The sequence below is a fragment of the Bradyrhizobium sp. UFLA06-06 genome (assembly GCF_054820065.1).
This window is the reverse complement of sequence record NZ_JADFUD010000081.1, coordinates 1-18,776: the sequence shown is the minus strand read 5'-3', so window position 1 is coordinate 18,776 and position 18,776 is coordinate 1. Positions and strand designations below refer to the sequence as shown.

Sequence of the window (18,776 nt, the reverse complement as noted above, 5' to 3'; positions counted from 1 at the left end):
TGCAGCCCGCCGTGCCCGCTGTTCGCACGATGGCCGCCTAGCTACTTCGGCGTGTCGTAGAGCGGCTTGCCCTTGTCGACGATATGGACGGTCAACAGCTTGATCGCCTTGTCGCCGACGACCTTGTAGGCGCCGTGCGGTGCACCGCGCATGGTGATGCCAACTGCGCCGGTCGGAATTGCCACCTGCTTTCCGTCCGGCAACTCGATGGTGCCGCCTTCGAGGAAGTAGTACGACTCCTCGCCATTATGGAAGTGCAGCATCGACGTGTCGCCGGGCTTCAGTTCGCTGATGCTCGTGATGACCTCCATGTTGGTGCCGCTCAAATCTGCTCGCTTCAGCTCTTTTCGAAACGGCGAGTCCTGTGCACTCGCGGGCGTGACCAGCATTGCAGCCAAAGCAAGTCCGACAATCGTCTTCATGGAAATCGTGCCTCCCTGAAAATGGTATTGAGAAATACCTGCTAGCTTCTTGGAAATTGCGCATGCCGGCAAGTGGTTGGCTTGGCAAGATACATCCCGCACCGCAAACGCGGGCCTGCTCCCATCGCAGAAAAATCAGGTGCGGCCGGTCGCCCCAGACGACGCGGCGAGGCAATTGGCCCGCCGGTCGCAACCGCATTGCGGTCAGCCGGCGAACGCCTTGTCGAGATCGGCGATCACGATCTTCTGCATCTTCAGCATCGCCTGCATCGCGCGGTCGGCTGCCTTGCGATCGGGGGCGCTGAGATAGCGGCCGAGCGCTGACGGGATCACCTGCCAGGACAGGCCGAATTTGTCCTTGAGCCAACCGCAGCGCGATTCCTGGCCGCCGTCGGTGAGCTTCTCCCAGAAGTAGTCCACCTGCTCCTGGGTCTCGACGCTCAGGAAGAACGACACCGCCTCGTTGAACTTGTGCTGCGGCCCGCCATTGAGCGCGTGGAACCGCTGCCCCTCGAGCTCGAAGGTCGCCATGAAATCGCTGACGGTCTCGATCTTGGCGTTCGGAAACACCGATTTGTAGAAGGCGACGGCATCGCGGACGTTGTTGTCGAGCCAGAGGAACGGCGTGATCGAAGTCATGACGGGAAGTCCTCGCTAATTGTCGATCGGGGAAGCCTGCGCGACGGCGCGCGAAGGCTGCGCCGCAGGGCGCGCCCCAAGGACGCACCAAACCGCCGCATCCCGACATTTCCTGCCGGTCTTTTTTCGATGGTTTTTGATAGGAGCGCGCCGGGCCGGCGCGGCCTTAATTGGCGCTGCCGATCAGGCTTTCCAGCAGGCGCTTGAGCTCGGTGGTCGACTTGTCACCATAGCTCTCGACGATGTGCTCCTCCTGGCTCACCGCGAGCGAGTTGAGCCGCCGGCACAGCGCCTTGCCGCGGTCGGAGACGAACATCAGCACCTTGCGGCGATCCTTGGGATCCTGGACGCGGTAGACCAGCGCGTCCGACACCATGCGGTCGATCATCTTGGTCAGCGTCGGATGGTTGAGCAGCACAGCATCCGCAAGCTCGCCCATCGAGTGGCCGTTGCCGTCGGACAGCACTTTCAGGATGCGCCACTGCTCGACCGGCACGCCTTCCTTGGCGAGCCGCGTCTCCAACTGCCGGTTGATCTCCCTGTTGGCTTGCGCCAGCAGGTAGGCGAGATGTTCGGTGATCGGGGAATTTTCTTTCGGCGGTTTAGCCACGGCGTGAGACCTGGTTCCTGACCCGGTGAATGAATGTCCGGCAACTCATGCCGTTTCTATATGCACTTCAATTGTTGAATATTCAATATTTTCACCTAGGATATTCCCCCAACCAAGGGGCGGATGCCGCGACCGCCCGCTGGCTGCGTTGCGTACTGCTTCCCAGACAGGAGTTGGCGTGCTCTCGACGGTCTCTTTCCAGGCGTATGGCGGCATGCCCGTCGCGCCGCCGCTGCTGTTTCGAAACCCGTCGTCCTGCGCGGCCGATCTCGCTTTGACCCTCAAGCCGGGCTCGTCGCGCCGTGGCGGCACCGACGGCAAGCTTCGAATCGGCAATTTCATCACCTTCTCCGGCGCGCCCGGGATCTGGGGGCCGATCTCCGCCAACAGCGTCATGCTCGCGGTCGCCGAGATCAACCGCCGTGGCGGCATCCGCGGCCGCGAGGTCGAATTGTCGATGTACGACGCCGGCGGGCCGATCGAGGAGGTGGTGCGCCGCGCCGAACGGGCGATCGCGTTCGACGAGATCGACGTCATCATGGGCTCGCATATCTCGGCGGTGCGCCTCGCGCTGCGCAAGGTCACCGCCGGCCGCATCCCCTATGTCTACACGCCGGTCTATGAGGGCGGCGAGCGGACGCCGGGGGTGATGGCGATCGGCGAGACGCCGCGCGCGGAGAGCCGGCCGGCGATCCACTGGCTCACCGAGGTCAAGAAGGCGCAGCGCTGGTATCTGATCGGCAGCGACTATGTCTGGCCCTGGCAATCGCATCGCGCGGTGAAGCGCTACATCAAGGAGGCCGGCGGCCGGGTCGTCGGCGAGGAATTCGTCCCGCTCGGCGAGGACAATCATGAGCCGCATCTGGCGCGGATTCGCGCCGCCAAGCCCGACGTCGTGCTGATCACCCTGATCGGCACCGACAGCATCACCTTCAACCGCGCCTTCGCCGAAGCCGGGCTTGCCGCGACCACGCTGCGTTACGCCGGCGCGATGGACGAGACCGTGATGCTCGGCATCGGCCCGGACTCGACCGAGAACCTGTTCTGCGCCTCCGGCTATTTCGGCTGCGTCGATTCGCGCGCCAATGACGAGTTCCGGACCAGCTACCGCGCGATGTTCGGGGCGCATGCGCCGCCGATCGGCTCGGTCGGGCAGTCCAATTATGAGGGGATGCGCTTTCTCGAGGCGGCGGCCAACCGGGCGCGCTCGCTGTCGATCGGACCGTTGTCCGCCGCAGCGCACAATCTCGTCTACAGCGGCGCCCGCGGCACCGTCACCATCCGCGACGGCCGCGCCGAGATGCCGATCTATCTTGCCGAGGCCGACGGTCTCGACTTCAATGTGATCAGGACGATCTAGATGGACCGGGCGATGCCGCGCTCGCCGCGCGGCTTGCCGGTGCCAGACAGGAGCAGGTGTGCATTCGACGCCCTACGTCATGGCCCGAACCTCGAGCAACAGGTATGGCGGCCTTCCATGCCCGCCATCCCTGCTGTTCCGGAACCTGACGTCGGCGCGGTCCGATCGGGTATTTTCCCCAATGGATCGGGACGGTTTCGGTCCGCGCGGTGCGCGCAGCCGGCTGCGGATCGCCGGCTTCGTCTGCTGCACCGGCTCGCCCGGGATGTGGGGACCGGCCGCGACCTCGAGCGCGCAGCTTGCCGTCGCCGACATCAACCGGCGCGGCGGCATCCTCGGCCGCGAGATCGAGTTCTCGGTCTATGACGCCGGCGGGCCGATCGAGGAGGTGCTCGACCGCGCCGAGCAGGCGATCGCGTCCGACGACGTCGATCTCATCATGGGCATGCACACCAGCGCGGTGCGCGTCGCGCTGCGCGGCCTCATCACCCGCAGCAAGATCCCCTACATCTACACGCCGGTCTATGAGGGCGGCGAGCGGACGCCCGGCGTCATCGCGATCGGCGAGACGCCGCGCTGGCAGAACCGGCCGTCGATCCACTGGCTGGCCGAAGCCAAGCGCGCCTCGCGCTGGTATCTGATCGGCAGCGACTATGTCTGGCCATGGCAGTCGCACCGCGCGGTGAAGCGCTACATCAAGGAGACCGGCGGCCAGGTGGTCGGCGAGGAGTTCGTGCCGGTCGGCGAGGACAATCACGAGGCGCAGCTGGAACGCATCCGCGCCGCGAAGCCCGATGTCGTGCTGATCTCGCTGATCGGCACCGACAGCGTGACCTTCAACCGCGCCTTCGCCGATGCCGGCCTTGCCGCCACCACGCTGCGCTTTGCCGGCTGTTTCGACGAGACGGCGCTGCTCGGCATCGGCGCCGACAAGACCGAGAACCTGTACTGCGCTTCCGGCTATTTCCCCTCCGTCGGCTCGCAGGCCGGCGACGATTTCAGGGAGCGCTATCGCGCGATGTTCGGGGCGTTCGCGCCGCCGGTCGGCTCGTGCAGCGAGTCCGCCTATGAAGGGTTCTGTTTGCTCGAGGCCGCCGCCAAGCGCGCCGGCACGCTGGACATGCGGCCGCTGCTCGCGGCGGCGGACAACCTCGTCTATCGTGGGCCGCGCGGTCCGGTCACGGTGCGCAGCGGCCATGCCAGGATGCCGATGTATCTTGCCGAAGCCGACGGCCTCGACTTCAGGGTGATCAAGCCGATCTGAGTCTTTCTTCACCTCTCCCGCTTGCGGGGTCGAGACCAGCGGAGCTGGCTCTTAGGTCGTATTGCATCGAAGATGCAATGCGGGTGGGGGTTCTCTCCACGATATGACTCGCGGTGGCACCCCCACCCCAACCCTCCCCCGCAAGCGGGAGAGGGAGCCTTGCGAAATAATACTTGAAAAGGAAAATATTTCCGTTTTCAATACAGCAACGGGGTGAGCGGTTCGCGCGGGCAACGCGCCGCTGCGCCCTACGTCGAGGGATCAAATCCAAAGATCAAAAGCTATCAGGAGAGCGCCGTGACCGTCGTCCTTCCCACGCCAACGCAACTTCGTGCCGTCGCCGAGCAGTGCGGCCTGTCACTGACTGATGAGGATGTGGCCTCGTTCCGCGGCCTGATGCAGGGCTCGATCGACGCCTACAACGTCATCGCCGCGATGCCGGACGAGCTGCCCAAGGTGAAATATCCGCGCACGCCGGGCTATCGCCCGTCGGCGGAGGAAAACCCGCGCAACGCCTGGTACTACAAGTCGACCGTGAAGGGCGCGGCCTCCGGCAAGCTCAAGGGCAAGACGGTGGCGCTGAAGGACAACATCATGCTGGCCGGCGTGCCGATGACGAACGGCTCGTCGACGCTGGAAGGCTATATCCCCGATTTCGACGCCACCATCGTCACGCGCATGCTCGATGCCGGTGCCGAGATCGCCGGCAAGACCCATTGCGAGCACTTCTGCCTGTCCGGCGGCAGCCACACCAACTCTTACGGAGCGGTGCACAATCCGCACAAGATGGGCTACTCGGCCGGCGGCTCGTCGTCGGGCTCCGGCGTCGTGGTCGCGCTCGGCGAGGTCGACATGGCGATCGGCGGCGACCAGGGCGGCTCGATCCGCATGCCGTCCTCGTTCTGCGGCACCTACGGCATGAAGCCGACCTGGGGCCTCGTGCCCTATACCGGCATCATGCCGATCGAGATCTTCGTCGACCACACCGGCCCGATGACCGCGACGGTGGAGGACAACGCGCTGCTGCTCGAGGTGATCGCCGGCGACGACGGCTACGATCCGCGCATCAAGGCGCCCAAGGTCGAGGATTACACCAAGGCGCTGGGCAAAGGCGTCAAGGGCATGAAGATCGGCATCCTCAAGGAGGGCTTCGAGCAGCCGACCGCGGAGGCCGCGGTCAATGAAAGCGTGCGCGAGGCGGCCAAGCGCTTCAAGGACCTCGGCGCGTCGGTCGACACCGTGTCGATCCCGATGCACATGGTCGGCCCGGCGATCTGGACCCCGATCGGCACCGAAGGCCTGACCCAGACCATGATGTTTGGCGACGGCTACGGCCTCAGCCGCCCCGACCTCTATTCGACCTCGCTGATGGATTTCCATCGCGGCTGGCGCCGCCAGGCGGATTCGCTGTCGGAGACCACCAAGCTGTTCATGATGCTCGGCACCTACATCAACAACAGCTTCGGTCCGCGCTTCTACGGCAAGGCGCTCAACATCTCCCGCCGCCTCACCGCGGCCTATGACAAGGCGTTCAAGGACTATGACCTCCTGCTGCTGCCGACCACGCCGATGAAGGCGCCGGCGCTGCCGGCGGCCGATGCCAGCCGCGAGGACTATGTCGCCCGCGCGCTCGAGATGATCACCAACACCGCGCCGTTCGACATCACCCATCACCCGGCGATGTCGCTGCCCTGCGGCATGGTCGACGGCCTGCCGGTCGGGTTGATGCTGGTCGGCCGGATGTTCGAGGAATCCACCATCTACCGCGCCGCGCACGCCTTCGAGCAGGCCGGCGACTGGAAGAAGATGTGAGGCGCCGCTTGTTGCAGACGCAGGCTGGATGGATCGAGCGCCATGGCTAGCACTTTTGCCGCGGCGTTCGAGATCGTGAGCTTCGGCGCGATTATCGTGCTGGTGGTGCTCGGGCTCGGCATCATCGCCAGCATGATGGGCATCTTCAACTTCGCGCAGGGCGAGTTCGTCCTGCTCGGGGCCTACGTCACCTATCTGGCCTACGCCCATGGCGCACCGGTCTGGGCCGGCATGGTCGCGGCGCCCTTTGTGGTCGGCGCGATCGGCTTCGTGCTGGAGGCGCTGATCATCAGGCGGTTCTACGCCGCGCCGATCGTGGCGATGCTCGGCACCTATGCGCTCGGCCTGATCATCCGCGAGAGCGTGCGCGGCCTGATCGGCGGCTTCTACCTCACGGTGCCGGAGCCGATCGGCGGTTCGATCGACCTCGGCTCGGTCCACATCTCGGCCTGGCGATTCACCATCATCGTGATCACGCTGCTGGTGATGGGCGCCTGCTATCTCTTGCTGGCGCGCACCTCGTTCGGGCTTCGGGTCCGCGCCACGCTGGAGAACCCGGCGCTGGCGCGCGCCTCGGGCATCTCGACGCCTCTGATCTACGGGGCGACCTTCGCGTTCGGCGCGGCGCTGGCCGGGCTTGCCGGCGCGCTGATCGTGCCGGTGTTCAGTCTGTTTGCCGACCTCGGCATCCGCTTCCTGATCCAGGGCTTCGTCGCCGTGATGGTCGGCGGGGTCGGCTCCTTCATCGGTCCGGTCGCCGGCGCCGGTGTGATCGGCACGCTCAGCGCGGCGCTGCCATGGGTGATGTCTCCTGTCGTCGCCGACGTCCTCGTCTTCGTGCTCGCCATTGCCTTCATCAAATTCCGCCCGCAGGGCCTCATATCGGGAAAAGGGGTTTAGTCAGATGTTCGATCGCACCAATCTCACGCGCCGCCGCTTCATGAGCAATTTCGCGTTTGCGACCGGCGCGCTCGCGACCGGGGTCGGCAGCTGGGTGGTCAGGCCCGACTGGGCCAACGCCGCCGAGGGACCGATCAAGGTCGGCATCGCGACCGACCTGACCGGACCGATCGCCTATGCCGGCAACGCCGACGCCAACGTCGCCAAAATGGTGATCAAGGAGATCAACGCGGCGGGCGGCCTGCTCGGCCGGCCGCTCGAGCTCTATATCGAGGACACCGCCTCGAACGAATCGGTCGCGGTCGGCAATGTCCGCAAGCTGATCCAGCGCGACAAGGTCGACATGGTGCTCGGCGGCATCACCTCGTCGATGCGCAACGCGATCAAGGATCCGATCGTGGCGCGCGGCAAGACGCTCTACATCTATCCGCAGCTCTACGAGGGCAAGGAGTGCACGCCCTATCTGTTCTGCACCGGCCCGACCCCGGCGCAGCAATGCGACACCTTCATTCCCTGGCTGATCAAGAACGGCGGCAAGAAGTTCGCGCTGCCGAGCGCCAACTATGTCTGGCCGCACACGCTCAACGTCTACGCCCGCAAGGTGATCGAGTCGAACGGCGGCGAGGTGGTGTTCGAGGAATATTACCCGCTCGACCAGGTCGATTTCTCGGCCACCGTCAACCGCGTCATCTCCAACAAGGTCGACGTCGTCTTCAACACCGTGATCCCGCCCGGCGTCGGTCCGTTCTTCAAGCAGCTCTATGAAGCCGGCTTCCTCAAGAACGGCGGGCGGCTCGCCTGCGTCTACTATGACGAGAACACCCTCAACATCAATCAGGCCAACGAGATCGAGGGCCTTGCGAGCTGCCTCGACTACTTCAAGGTGCTGACCAAGGAGGATCCGTTCGACGCCAAGCTCCAGGCGGCCTATGAAAAGGATTTCCCCGGCAACTTCCTGTTCGCGGCCGGCAGCGCCGCCACCGGAACCTATCGCGGCCTCAAGCTGTGGGAGGCGGCGGTCAAGGAGGCCGGCAAGGTCGACCGCGACTCCGTGGCGGCCGCGCTCGACCACGCCAAGATCGCTGAAGGGCCGGGCGGACCCGCGGAGATGGTGCCGGGCAAGCGTCACTGCAAGATGAAGATGTACACCGCTGTTGCCAAGGGCGGGAACTATGAGATCGTGGCGCGCAGCGACGGTCTCGTTGATCCCAAGGAATGCTGAGCGATCAATGGTTGGAGCAAGAGAAGCTGTCGCACGCGTCGGTGAGGAACCAGATGTCGTGACGGGCGAGGGTGTACCGGCCGCAAGCGCGCCGGCGGGACGAGTATCGGCCGGATGGAAGGTCCTGCCGATCGTGGAAGGGCTGGTGCTGTTGATCGCGCTGGTCCTGCCATGGGTGCTGCAGGACTATCTCACGGTGTTCGCCACCCGCGTGGTGATCCTCGCGCTGTTCGCGCTGTCGTTCGATCTGGTGTGGGGCTATGCCGGCATCATGAGTTTTGGCCAGGCGCTGTTCTTCGGCGCCGCCGGCTACGGCGTGGCGCTGATGGCACGCGATCTCAACGTCACGTCGATCCTCCTGATCCTGCCCGCCGGCACGCTGATCGGGCTCACCGCGTCGCTCTTGCTCGGCGGCTTCCTGCTGCTCGGGCGTTATCCCTCGAGCGTGATTTTCGTCTCGCTCGGCACCCTGACCGGCTCCTATGCCGCGGACCGGCTGGCGCGCGGCTGGTACTATCTCGGCGGCCAGAACGGCATCCCGTCGATCCCGCCGCTCACCCTCGGCAGCTACGAGTTCGAGGAGGGCCCGATCTACTACTACATGGTGCTCGGGATCCTCGTGGTCGTCTATCTGCTCTGCCGCTTCCTGGTGCGCTCGCAATTCGGGCTTGCGCTCGCGGGGCTGCGCGAGAACGAGCAACGCATCGCCTTCTTCGGCTACAAGGCGCAGCACCTGAAGGCGATCATCTTCGCGGTCGGCGGCACCATCGCCGGTCTCGCCGGCAGCCTCTATGCCTTCCACGAGGGCTTCGTCTGGCCCAACATGCTGGGCGTCGTGTTCTCGACCCAGGTCGTGCTCTACGTCTTGTTCGGCGGCTCCGGCACGCTGATCGGCGCCGTGATCGGCACCGTGATCATCGAGGGCGTCAGCTTCTGGCTGTCGGACAATTACCGCGACGTCTGGCCGATCATCCTCGGCGTGCTGCTGCTGCTCGTCATCATGTTCCGCCCGCTCGGGCTGATCTCCTTCGTGCTCGGCGAGCGCGAACGGGTCGGCAGTTTCGGCAAAGCCCCGAAGGAGACCGGCAATGCCGCTCCTTGAGGCGCAAGGGATCAGCAAGGTGTTCGGCAAGCTGACCGCGCTCGATGGTGCGGCGCTGACCGTCGGCGAGAACGAGTTTCACGGCCTGATCGGCCCCAACGGCTCGGGCAAGAGCACGCTGATGAAATGCGTCGCCGGCGCCGAGGTGCCGACCACGGGCAAGGTCTCCTTCGTCAACACCGACATCACCGCGTTCACGCCGACCGAGCGCGCCCGCGCCGGCATGAGCCTGAAGTTTCAGATCACCTCGGTGCTGCCGACACTGACGCTGTACGACAACATCCTGCTGGCGCTGCAGGCGCACTGCTCGCTGTTCGATCTGGTGCTCTCGCGGACCCGCAAGAGCCTGCACGACCAGGTGATGACGATGCTGACCCAGTTCCGGCTCGCCGATCGCGCGCATGATGCCGCCGCGGCCTTGTCGCACGGCCAGCAGCAATGGCTCGAGATCGCGATGGCGCTCGCCGGCAAGCCGCGGCTGTTGCTGCTGGACGAGCCGACCGGCGGCATGAGCCTCGAGGAGCGCCGCGTCACCGGCGAGCTGTTGCAGCCGATCAAGCAGCATTGCTCGCTCGTCATCGTCGAACACGACCTCGATTTCATCCGCGACATCTGCGACCGCCTCACCGTGCTCGACCAGGGCAAGGTGCTGGCCTCGGGAACGGTCGCGGAGATCCAGGCCAACAAAAGCGTCCAGGAGATCTATCTTCGCCGTGCCTGAGCAAACCTTCCTCGATATCCGGCATCTCGATGCCGGTTATGGCCGCAGCCAGGTCCTGTTCGATGTCAACATCGGCATTCCCTGGCGCGGCGGCGTCGCCGTGCTCGGCCGCAACGGTGCCGGCAAGACCACGCTGATGAAGACCATTGTCGGCGAGCTCGCAAGCTCGCAGGGCGAGCTGTTCTTCGACGGCCGCGACATCACGCGGCGTCGCACCGAGGAGCGGGTGCGCTCCGGCATCGGCTATGTGCCGCAGGAACATTCGGTGTTCGCCCGCCTGTCGGTACGCGACAACCTCGCGGTCGGCTCGCTGTTCAATCCGGATGCCAGCGCGGTCGATCGCGTGCTGGCCATCTTCCCGAAACTCGGCCAGCGCCTCGATCAGCCCGCCGGCACGCTGTCCGGCGGCGAGCGCAAGATGCTGGCGATCGGCCGCGCCATGCTCGGCAATCCAAAACTGCTGCTGCTGGACGAGCCGACCGAAGGCGTCTGGATCGGCGTGATCGAGGAGATCACCGAGCGGCTGATCGAGCTCGCCAAGAGCATCTCGGTCGTGATCGTCGAACAGCATCTCGACCTTGCGCTGCGCGTCGCCGACTATGCCTATGTGCTGGACCGCGGCCGCGTCGCGCTGCAGGGCGGCGCGAGCGAGGTGCGGAGCGATCCGGAACTGCTGCGCTATCTGGCGCCGTAGCATGATCCGGAAATGCCACAAGCTCGCCGTCGTCCCTGCGAAAGCAGGGACCCATAACCACAGGTGCGGGTTCGTGGCACGCAGTTCAGACAAACAAATCGCTGCGACACCAAGCGAGATTGAAGAAAACGCCCGCCGCTCCCAACAACTCAAGCCGGTGGCTATGGGTCCCTGCTTTCGCAGGGACGACACCGGTATATCCGCGAAAGTCGGGCTAACCTCACTGACCTCAAGCCGCTAGCAAGGGCCCGCCGAAGTGTGAGGCGGTTTTCCCTCGTGACAAACGCGGAACGCGTTTGCGCGGAGATCATGCTCAAACAAGGAGCTAAAGCGCGATGACGATTCAACCCAATCTCATCGCGCTTTAGCCGGCGACGTCCCGGAATTTCAATGCGGCAGGCGGCCGGCCTTGCGGCCGATCACGCCGTCTCGCGGCGTCCGCGTCCGCCGTGCCGATCGCATCTCGCGACACACATACCAGGCCGCGACCGAGCTGATCAGCCAGGCCAGCGATGCGGCGATGAAGGCGGCCGCGACGCTGCGATCTACCGTCAGCGAGAAGACGATGGCAAATGCCAGCATGCCGACTGCGCCGAGCGCTGCGCCCACGGCATCGAGCGCCGCGGCCTGCTGCCCGCGCCATGTGCCGTCGAAGCCGGCGTTCCGCTTGCGGCGGATTTCATGCTTCTCGATCAGGGTTGCGCTGGCGCAGAAGATGGCGGGGAGTGCAAGAAAGGCGCCGCCGACATAAGCGCCGCAGGTGCTGCTGATCAGGCCGGTCAGGACGGTGACGCCGCCACCGAGCACGAAGCGGATCAGATATTCGGTCCAGCGGCTTTCCCTGAGCGGGGACAGTGAGACGCGGACCGGTGTCATGCCTGCCCTCCGGCAACGCCCAGCAAGCCGAACACGATCGCGAGCCAGACGATCAGCGCCAGCAACGTGGCGGGAGCAGCGCGGAGTCTCACGCGAATCAGCAGTTGGCAGACCACGAAGCTATAGACGGCCAACGCAACGGCGCCGGCCATCATCGCGCGGCTCTGCAGGCCGGCGTAGTCGGCGCCGTGCTGGTACACGGCGATGCCGAGGGTGGCGAGCGCGACGGACGGCGCCGCACCGAACAGGCCGGCAAAGCTCTTCGGACGCAGAATGTCGCCCAACATCGCGAAGGCCGACACCACGGCTCCGCCTACGAGAAAGCGGATGAAATATTCGGTCATCGCGCCTTGCTCCGCGGCGGATCGTCACCGGGATAGCCGGTCCATAATCGCAGCAGCCGCTCGAGAACCGCGCCGAGCCCAAATCCCGCGATCACGTCGCTCGTCCAGTGTGCGAGGACCACAATGCGTGTCAGCGAGAGGCCGACCGCGACGGACTGGATCGCGCGGCGCGCGCCGGCGGGCAATGTCCCGGCCGCCGACGCCAGCGCACCCATATGCAGCGCGTGGCCGGATGGAAAGGCGTCGTCGCGGTTGCCCGAGATCGAGATGCCATTGGCGTGGCCGACCACGGTCAGGCGATCCGGGCGGGTCTGATTGAACAGCAATTTCAGGCCATGCGGCAGCAGCGATGCTGCGACCGTCACCAGCAGCGCGTGATTGCCGGCGCGCTCGAGCGAGGCGCCGCGCCCGCGTGAGGCGAGCCAGCCGGCCGCGGCGAGCACAAGCAGGACCTTTTCGTCGGCGCCCCAGGTCAGTCCGCGGGCGATCTCTTCCGGCGCAGGTGCGGTCTTGCGGGCGATCGCACGCGCGATCATGGCGTCCGCCGCGGTCGGGCGAATGGTGATCGGGAAGGGAGCGCCTCGCTGGCGGCGTGCTCGAACTCTGGCTGTCGTAAGCATGGTCAGGTTCCCATCCAACGCGCCAGCCGCGGCATGGGTCCTATCACGGGGCGTGCAGGACGTCGCCCGAAGGAACCAAATGCAGATCGATGGTCTTGAACTCTTGCCCGTCTCGACTTGATCCCAAAGCTTCATCCCGAGGCTTCGCGCGCCAACCGGGACGCACGGCGGGCGATGGATTGTAGTCAGGGAGAGGTATCGATGACGGAGCCGGACGTTCGCAAGGGGATGCCGCCGGTCAAGCTTTCGCGCGATGAATTCGAACGGCGCTACCGGAAGCGATTTGCCGATCCGGTCTTTCAATCCATGCAGACGGAGCTCGCGACGATCATCGCCGGCGCTTGGGACGCCTATCGTCATTCGCGCAAGGCGCCGGCCACCCGCAAGGCCGGCCCCGGTTTTGCCGATCCCGACTATGATCTCGCGGTCGATTGGCTGTCCGCGCGCGATGCCATCGATGAAGCGCAGCGCAGGCACGACGATCCAAACGAAGCGCCGCACATCCTGCTGATCAACGGCTCCTCGCGCAGCGAACATACGTGTCCCGGCGAGATGTCGAAAAGCTGGCGCATGGTCGAGATCGCCGAGTCCGCCTTTCGCGAGATGGGCCTCGCGGTCGATGTGCTCGATCTGTCGCGGCTGACGTCAGAGTTCGGCAGGGAGATTCATCCCTGCAAGTCCTGCGTCTCCACCTCGATGGCGCTCTGCCATTGGCCGTGCAGCTGCTATCCAAACTACTCGCTCGGGCAAACCGACGACTGGATGAACGAGATCTATCCGTTGTGGGTGCGCGCGCACGGCATCATGATCATCTCGCCGGTTAACTGGTACCAGACGCCGACCGGACTCAAGGCGATGATCGATCGCCTGGTCTGCGCCGATGGCGGCAATCCCGATCCGACCTCAACCCACGGCAAGACCGCGAGCGAAGCCAAGGCGCTCGAACTCAAGGGCTGGCCATATCCCAAGCATTTGCGCGGCCGGCATTTCGGCATTGTGGTCCACGGCGACAGCATCGGCGCGGAAACATGCCGCCGCTTCCTTGCGGACTGGCTCACCGACATGGAGCTGATCTCGGCCGGCGGCAGGGCCGAGATCGATGGCTATGTCGGCTACATGAAGCCCTATGCGACGTCGCATCGCGATCTCGACGAAGACAGGGCCTTTCAGGAGCAGGTGCGCAATGTCGCGCTGGCGCTCGGCGCCGCCGTCGACCTCGCGCGCACCGGACATCTGGAAGATCCTGGCAAGGGGCTTGAGGACCCGCAGCCGAAGTAGGGTTGGAATCCGGGTTCCCAAAGGAACGAAGGCCCCTCGCTGCCCGTTAGGCCGCGGGAGGAAGTCACAATGCGCTATATTTCGATTGCAGCTCTTGTTGCTGCTGCCGTGATGAGCAGCGGTGCCGCGTTGGCGCAGCATTCCGGTACGCCATCGGAACAGAGCGCGTGCACACGCGATGCACAGCGCTTCTGCCGGAAGGACCTCGGCAATGACGGTGCCGTGCAGAACTGTCTTCAGATGAAGCGGGCCAGCCTGAGCCGAAGCTGCAAGAAGGTTTTCGAAAGCCACGGAATGTAACCGTCGCCTGTCAGCGCGCATGCGGCGTGAGGGAGGGTGGCGTTTGAACCTGCGAGCTGGCGGTACGGCGCCTTGAGTGCGATCGGCGCCCGGCTTTCCCTGCGCGGTCTGCCAACGGAGAGGGCGGAACGAAGAGCAAAGCTCGGACAAATCATGTCGCGAGAACGTTGTGGTGTGACTCACAGACCGCGCCACACATTCAGTGTCGTCCTGGCGAAAGCCAGGACCCATTACCCCAAATGCCAATTGTTGCGCGACGCTGGGGCCCCGGTCCCGTTCACGATCAAGTTCGGTGGTTATGGGTCCTGGCTTTCGCCAGGACGACAAGGGAAAGCGCCGCGCCTACTTCACCGCCGAGAAGCGGGTGTCGAACGAGTTGGTCTGCACGACAGGCGCGGAGCCGGCGAGTTGGGTCGACGACGACGGGGCCGGTGCGGCGGCTGCGGCGGTGGTGACCTGCGGCTTCGGTGCGGGCTTGGCGGCCTGCTTCGGCTCAGCCTTGGGGGCGACGCGAACCACCGATTGCGGCTTGGCCTCGGCGACCTTCGGCTTGGCCGGTGCGGCAGCGGCCGGAGCCGGGGGCGATGCGGTCGTCTTGCTGGCGTCGGCGGTGCCGCCGATGCCGACCTTGCGGGCAAAGCTGGAGAAGAAGCCTTCGGATTTGTCAGAGGTGGATTTGTCAGAGGTGGATTTGTCAGAGGCGGATTTGTCGGACGCGTTCGCCGAGGCAACGCGGGTGCCGGCCGACGATGGGGTCGCGACCGGGGTCGACGACGTCGTCGCCACGACCGGCTCTTCCTGCTGGACCGCGAGATTGGGCTTCGGCGGGTTGACCGTGCCGGGGATCGTGCCGGGCGCGCGTGCCAGCGACATCGACGCCAGCGCCTGACTGTCGCCGCCTTCGGACAGGCCGGTGTTTCCTTCCGGAATCTTCGAGGCGAAGACCGCGTTCATGCCGCCGTCGATGCCGGTGTTGAGGCGCGCCACCGGCGTACCCTTGGACACCAGCTTGGAGGTCTCGGCGGCGTCGCGCTGCTCCTTCTCGTGCACGGCGCTCGCGATCTCGTCGGGGATCACATAAGCCGGGCACTTCGCGGAGGCGTCGAACACCGGATCGCGGGTCGCGCCCGGCGCCTTCACCGCGTCGAACACGTACTTCTTCTCGCAGAAATCGACCTTCGGCTCCTGCTTCGTCACCTCGAAATGATCATAGCCTTCCTTGATCATCTTCCAGAACGGCATGTTCGGATTGTTGCGGTGCTTGGCCATGTTCACCGGCGTCATCCGGAACGGATAGGCCTGCAGCTGGAACGCCTTCTGGCCGCCGAAGAAGGATTCGCGGCCGAGCGAGTAGATCTCGGCGATCTGCTCGTCGGTCATCGCGTAGCAGCCGCGCGAGGAGCAATCGCCATGCACCATCAGCTGCGAGCCGGTGCGGCCGAGCGCCTTGTCGAAGGCGTTGGGATAGCCGGTGTTGAACGACAGGTAATAGGCCGATTGCGGGTTCATCTGGCTCGGGTTGATCGAATAGAACCCTTCGGGCGCCTGGCGGTCGCCTTCGCGGACCTTCGGACCGAGATCGCCCGACCAGCGGCAGATCGGATAGGTCTTGAGCAACGCGAACTGGCCGGAGCGGTTCTGCTTCCAGACCTCGAGCTCGGCCTCCTGCTTGAACAGCCGCACCAGGATCGGCGACTGCATGTCCATGTCCTTTTCGGTCATGGCAGCGACGAGCTTTGGCGGGACCGGCTGGTTGGCCTTGGCGTTTTGCGCGAGCGAGATCTGGTCGCTGTCACAACCGGCGAGCATGACGCCTGCGGCGAGGACCGCCGAGGTCAGAAGCGCGCGTACGAGCGTGCGATGAGTCAAGTCCGAGCTCCACACCCACCGGGCGATTTTCGCGACCCCAACACGGCGAATATGCCCTGAAGCCATTGTGTAAAATATTAGCCTTCGACGACCCCTGCTCGCAACCTGAACCGGGGCGGACAGCCCTCACGGTAGCAGGCATGGTTCAAGGAATGTTAAAGACCCGGCTCGGGGCCCAATTAGGGCAAAATTGGTCGATTTGGGCGAAAAATCGGGCGGTTTGGGCGCCTCAGCCGAGCTTGCGGCCGATATCGAGAAACTTCTGGCGGCGCTGTTTGCGAATCGCGTCCGGATCAAGATTTCGTAGGTCGTTGAGCGCCTGGGCGATGGCGTCGCCCGTGGTCGCGATCATCGCAGCGGGGTCGCGATGAGCGCCGCCCGAGGGCTCCTTCAGGATCTGGTCGATCACACCGAAGCGCAGCATGTCCTGCGCGGTGATCTTCATGCTGTTGGCGGCTTCCTGCGCCTTGGTGCCGTCGCGCCACAGGATCGAGGATGCCGCCTCGGGCGAGATCACGCTGTAGATCGCGTGCTCCATCATCAGGACGCGGTTCGCCGTGGTGATGGCGATGGCGCCGCCCGACATGCCTTCGCCGGTGACGATCGCGACATTGGGCACGCCGAGCGACAGGCAGGCATCGGTCGAGCGGGCGATCGCCTCGGCCTGGCCACGCTCCTCGGCGCCGATGCCGGGATAAGCACCGGCGGAATCGACGATCGACAGCACCGGGATGCCGAACCGGTCGGCCATTTCCATCAGGCGCACCGCCTTGCGGTAGCCTTCGGGGCGCGCCATGCCGAAATTGTGCTTGATGCGGCTCTCGGTGGTGGCGCCCTTTTCCTGGCCGACCACGCAGATGCTCTCGCCGCGGAAGCGGCCGAAGCCGCCGACCAGGGCCTCGTCGTCGGCGAATTTGCGGTCGCCCGCCATCGGCGTGAATTCGGTGATCAGGCCGCCGATGAAATCGGTGAAGTGCGGTCGCTGCGGATGCCGCGCCACCAGCGTCTTCTGCCACGGCGTCAGATTGGAATAGAGCTCGGTGAGCGCCTGCGCCGCCTTGTCCTCGATCCGCGCGACCTCGTCGCCGATGTCGCTGCCGCTCGCGGCAAGCGCACGCAACTCGTCGATCTTGGATTCAAGCTCGGCGACGGGTTTTTCGAAGTCGAGATAGCTGCGCATCGGGTCGGGCATCAACTCAATATAGGGAAGATCGGTGCGAGGGGCGAAGCGGTTTCGGCGTCGGAAAGAGAAGCTTTGTAACTTCAAACGGTTAACGCGCATCCGGGTGGAATGCGCGCTTCGGGATCGCAAGCAGGTGACGCTCTTTCTGCGGAGACGAAGCGGAAGTCAAGGCGGATTGCTCGTAGCCCGGATGGAGCGAAGCGCAATCCGGGGAGCTTTATCGGCGGAAATACCATTCCCGGATTTCGCTGCGCTTCATCCGGGCTACGGATCCTAGGACTTCTCCGCCAACGGATGCAGGTCGCGGACCAGGCTCTTCAGCCGCTCTTCGACCACATGGGTGTAGATCTGGGTGGTCGAGATGTCGGTGTGGCCGAGCAGGGTCTGCACGATGCGCAGGTCCGCGCCATTGTGCAGCAGATGGCTGGCGAACGCATGACGCAGCACGTGCGGGGACACCAGCCGCGGCGCAAGGCCGGAGGCGCCAGCAAGGTCCTTCAGGTCGCGGGCGAAATGCTGCCGGGTCAGATGGCCGCTCTCGCCGGAGGATGGAAACAGCCATTTCGACGGCGCGGCCTTCTTCGCCTTCGGCTGCATCACCTCCAGCGCGGCGAGATAGTCCGCCATCGCCTGGCGCGAGGCGTCGTTCAGCGGCACCAGCCGTTCCTTGTTGCCCTTGCCGCGCACCACGATCATCCGCGCATCGCGCCGCGCCGCCGAGACCGGCAGCGACACCAGTTCGGAGACGCGCAGGCCGGTGGCGTAGAGCACCTCGAGCAGGCAGTAGAGGCGCAGCGCGCGCAGCCGCTGCGCCGGCGAGACGTCGGTCTGGGTCAGCTCCTTGGCGCGGGTCAGCATGCGGTCGACGTCGGCGATCGACAGCACCTTGGGCAGGCCGCGGCCGCGCTTGGGGCCGGACAGGATCGCGGCCGGATCGTCGCCGCGGACCCGCTCGTTGAGCAGGAAGCGGTAGAGATGCCGCATCGCCGACAGCCGCCGCGCCACGCTGGTCGACTTGAAGCCTCTGATATCGAGGTCGGCGAGGTAGCCGCGCAGAGTCTCGGTGTCGGCGTTGGTGAAATCGGCGCCGGCATGGGCGAGGTAATCGGAGAAATCGGTGAGGTCGCGCCGGTAGGCGTCGAGCGTGTTGGCGCCGGCGCCCTGTTCCGCGGCGAGCATGTCGAGGAACAACGCGGTCAGTTTGGCGTCGGAGGACTTGGCGAGGGTCTTGGCGGGATGTTTGGCAGCAGCGGGCATGCCGGAATCATAGCGCCTATTTCTTGAGGAACTTATCCGGTGGGATGGTCACCGTCATTTCCCGCGGTTTCGGGTGCACGAAATTCGCCAGCGCGAAGACGATGCCGTAGCCGATCCCGAAAATCACGGCGACGACCGTCAGGAAGCGGAACAGGCTGGGCATGGAGGCGACTCGGGCGGCGAATTAACCAATGAAATCATCCAACATGTTCCCCGCGCGGTTGCAAGAGTCGCTGGTAAGGGTGTCGCCGGGGGTAGTATAGGTGGCTCGAATTCCGAACAATTCCTGTCTCTTATACACAT

At 65.0% G+C, this 18,776-nt stretch carries 20 protein-coding genes; 10 read left to right on the top strand and 10 right to left on the bottom strand.

Features of this window, described 5'->3' with window-relative positions:
* Positions 1-41: 41 nt before the first annotated feature.
* The 3 genes from IF803_RS37995 to IF803_RS37985 all read right to left on the bottom strand — a co-directional run bounded on the left by IF803_RS37995 (position 42) and on the right by IF803_RS37985 (position 1,671).
* A complete protein-coding gene (locus tag IF803_RS37995) occupies positions 42-422 on the bottom strand; it encodes a cupin domain-containing protein (RefSeq protein ID WP_212056438.1) in 381 nt (126 codons plus the stop codon).
* 204 nt (positions 423-626) lie between these two features.
* The gene (locus tag IF803_RS37990; RefSeq protein WP_069279762.1) at positions 627-1,061 is read right to left on the bottom strand and encodes a VOC family protein; all 435 of its coding nucleotides are present in this window, start codon (positions 1,059-1,061) and stop codon (positions 627-629) included.
* Between the two features lie 166 nt (positions 1,062-1,227).
* Positions 1,228-1,671 (bottom strand): MarR family winged helix-turn-helix transcriptional regulator, encoded by a 444-nt coding sequence (locus IF803_RS37985; RefSeq protein ID WP_016847408.1) that lies wholly within the window; start codon positions 1,669-1,671, stop codon positions 1,228-1,230.
* 178 nt (positions 1,672-1,849) lie between these two features.
* Between IF803_RS37985 and IF803_RS37980 the strand changes: the two genes are divergently transcribed.
* The 8 genes from IF803_RS37980 to IF803_RS37945 all read left to right on the top strand — a co-directional run bounded on the left by IF803_RS37980 (position 1,850) and on the right by IF803_RS37945 (position 10,746).
* Entirely contained in the window at positions 1,850-3,031 is a 1,182-nt protein-coding gene (locus tag IF803_RS37980; protein WP_461195716.1) for a substrate-binding domain-containing protein, read from the top strand.
* A 79-nt stretch (positions 3,032-3,110) separates the two neighbouring features.
* The gene (locus IF803_RS37975; RefSeq protein ID WP_461195725.1) at positions 3,111-4,295 is read left to right on the top strand and encodes a substrate-binding domain-containing protein; all 1,185 of its coding nucleotides are present in this window, start codon (positions 3,111-3,113) and stop codon (positions 4,293-4,295) included.
* 297 nt (positions 4,296-4,592) lie between these two features.
* On the top strand, positions 4,593-6,107 hold the full coding sequence (locus IF803_RS37970) for an amidase (protein WP_461195715.1): 1,515 nt from the start codon (positions 4,593-4,595) through the stop codon (positions 6,105-6,107).
* 42 nt (positions 6,108-6,149) lie between these two features.
* On the top strand, positions 6,150-7,007 hold the full coding sequence (locus IF803_RS37965; protein WP_028343252.1) for a branched-chain amino acid ABC transporter permease: 858 nt from the start codon (positions 6,150-6,152) through the stop codon (positions 7,005-7,007).
* A gap of 4 nt (positions 7,008-7,011) precedes the next feature.
* Entirely contained in the window at positions 7,012-8,229 is a 1,218-nt protein-coding gene (locus IF803_RS37960) for a substrate-binding protein (protein WP_057015630.1), read from the top strand.
* A 7-nt stretch (positions 8,230-8,236) separates the two neighbouring features.
* Positions 8,237-9,331, top strand: coding sequence for a branched-chain amino acid ABC transporter permease (locus IF803_RS37955; RefSeq protein ID WP_461195714.1), 1,095 nt, complete (start codon positions 8,237-8,239; stop codon positions 9,329-9,331).
* Positions 9,318-10,052 (top strand): ABC transporter ATP-binding protein, encoded by a 735-nt coding sequence (locus tag IF803_RS37950; RefSeq protein WP_092083122.1) that lies wholly within the window; start codon positions 9,318-9,320, stop codon positions 10,050-10,052. Before IF803_RS37955 ends, IF803_RS37950 begins: the two co-directional genes overlap by 14 nt.
* Positions 10,045-10,746, top strand: coding sequence for a branched-chain amino acid ABC transporter ATP-binding protein (locus tag IF803_RS37945; protein ID WP_038387036.1), 702 nt, complete (start codon positions 10,045-10,047; stop codon positions 10,744-10,746). The genes IF803_RS37950 and IF803_RS37945 overlap by 8 nt, the downstream gene beginning before the upstream one ends.
* A gap of 387 nt (positions 10,747-11,133) precedes the next feature.
* On the opposite strand, the gene IF803_RS37940 is transcribed toward IF803_RS37945, so the two are convergent.
* The 3 genes from IF803_RS37940 to IF803_RS37930 are packed head-to-tail and all read right to left on the bottom strand — an operon-like array spanning position 11,134 to position 12,586.
* Positions 11,134-11,622: a DUF3147 family protein gene (locus IF803_RS37940; RefSeq protein ID WP_461195713.1), complete on the bottom strand. Its 489-nt coding sequence runs from the start codon at positions 11,620-11,622 to the stop codon at positions 11,134-11,136.
* Complete coding sequence (locus IF803_RS37935; protein WP_461195712.1) at positions 11,619-11,966, bottom strand: DUF3147 family protein; 348 nt, start codon at positions 11,964-11,966, stop codon at positions 11,619-11,621. The genes IF803_RS37940 and IF803_RS37935 overlap by 4 nt, the downstream gene beginning before the upstream one ends.
* Complete coding sequence (locus IF803_RS37930) at positions 11,963-12,586, bottom strand: phosphatase PAP2 family protein (RefSeq protein WP_461195711.1); 624 nt, start codon at positions 12,584-12,586, stop codon at positions 11,963-11,965. Before IF803_RS37930 ends, IF803_RS37935 begins: the two co-directional genes overlap by 4 nt.
* A gap of 201 nt (positions 12,587-12,787) precedes the next feature.
* On the opposite strand from IF803_RS37930, the gene IF803_RS37925 reads away from it, so the two are divergent.
* Positions 12,788-13,864 (top strand): flavodoxin family protein, encoded by a 1,077-nt coding sequence (locus IF803_RS37925; protein WP_461195710.1) that lies wholly within the window; start codon positions 12,788-12,790, stop codon positions 13,862-13,864.
* A 69-nt stretch (positions 13,865-13,933) separates the two neighbouring features.
* Positions 13,934-14,164, top strand: a complete 231-nt coding sequence (locus IF803_RS37920; protein WP_028337297.1) for a hypothetical protein — start codon at positions 13,934-13,936, stop codon at positions 14,162-14,164.
* A 342-nt stretch (positions 14,165-14,506) separates the two neighbouring features.
* Here the strand turns inward: IF803_RS37920 and IF803_RS37915 are convergent, their stop codons facing one another.
* The 4 genes from IF803_RS37915 to IF803_RS37900 all read right to left on the bottom strand — a co-directional run bounded on the left by IF803_RS37915 (position 14,507) and on the right by IF803_RS37900 (position 18,636).
* A complete protein-coding gene (locus tag IF803_RS37915; protein ID WP_461195709.1) occupies positions 14,507-16,033 on the bottom strand; it encodes a L,D-transpeptidase family protein in 1,527 nt (508 codons plus the stop codon).
* Positions 16,034-16,262: 229 nt separating this feature from the next.
* Positions 16,263-17,225 (bottom strand): acetyl-CoA carboxylase carboxyltransferase subunit alpha, encoded by a 963-nt coding sequence (locus IF803_RS37910; protein WP_018269178.1) that lies wholly within the window; start codon positions 17,223-17,225, stop codon positions 16,263-16,265.
* A gap of 264 nt (positions 17,226-17,489) precedes the next feature.
* Positions 17,490-18,473 carry a site-specific tyrosine recombinase XerD gene (xerD, locus tag IF803_RS37905; RefSeq protein WP_304497714.1) on the bottom strand — a complete coding sequence of 328 codons (984 nt, stop codon included), beginning with the start codon at positions 18,471-18,473 and terminating at the stop codon, positions 17,490-17,492.
* Positions 18,474-18,489: 16 nt separating this feature from the next.
* The gene (locus IF803_RS37900) at positions 18,490-18,636 is read right to left on the bottom strand and encodes a hypothetical protein (protein ID WP_016843561.1); all 147 of its coding nucleotides are present in this window, start codon (positions 18,634-18,636) and stop codon (positions 18,490-18,492) included.
* Between the last annotated feature and the right edge of the window lie 140 nt (positions 18,637-18,776).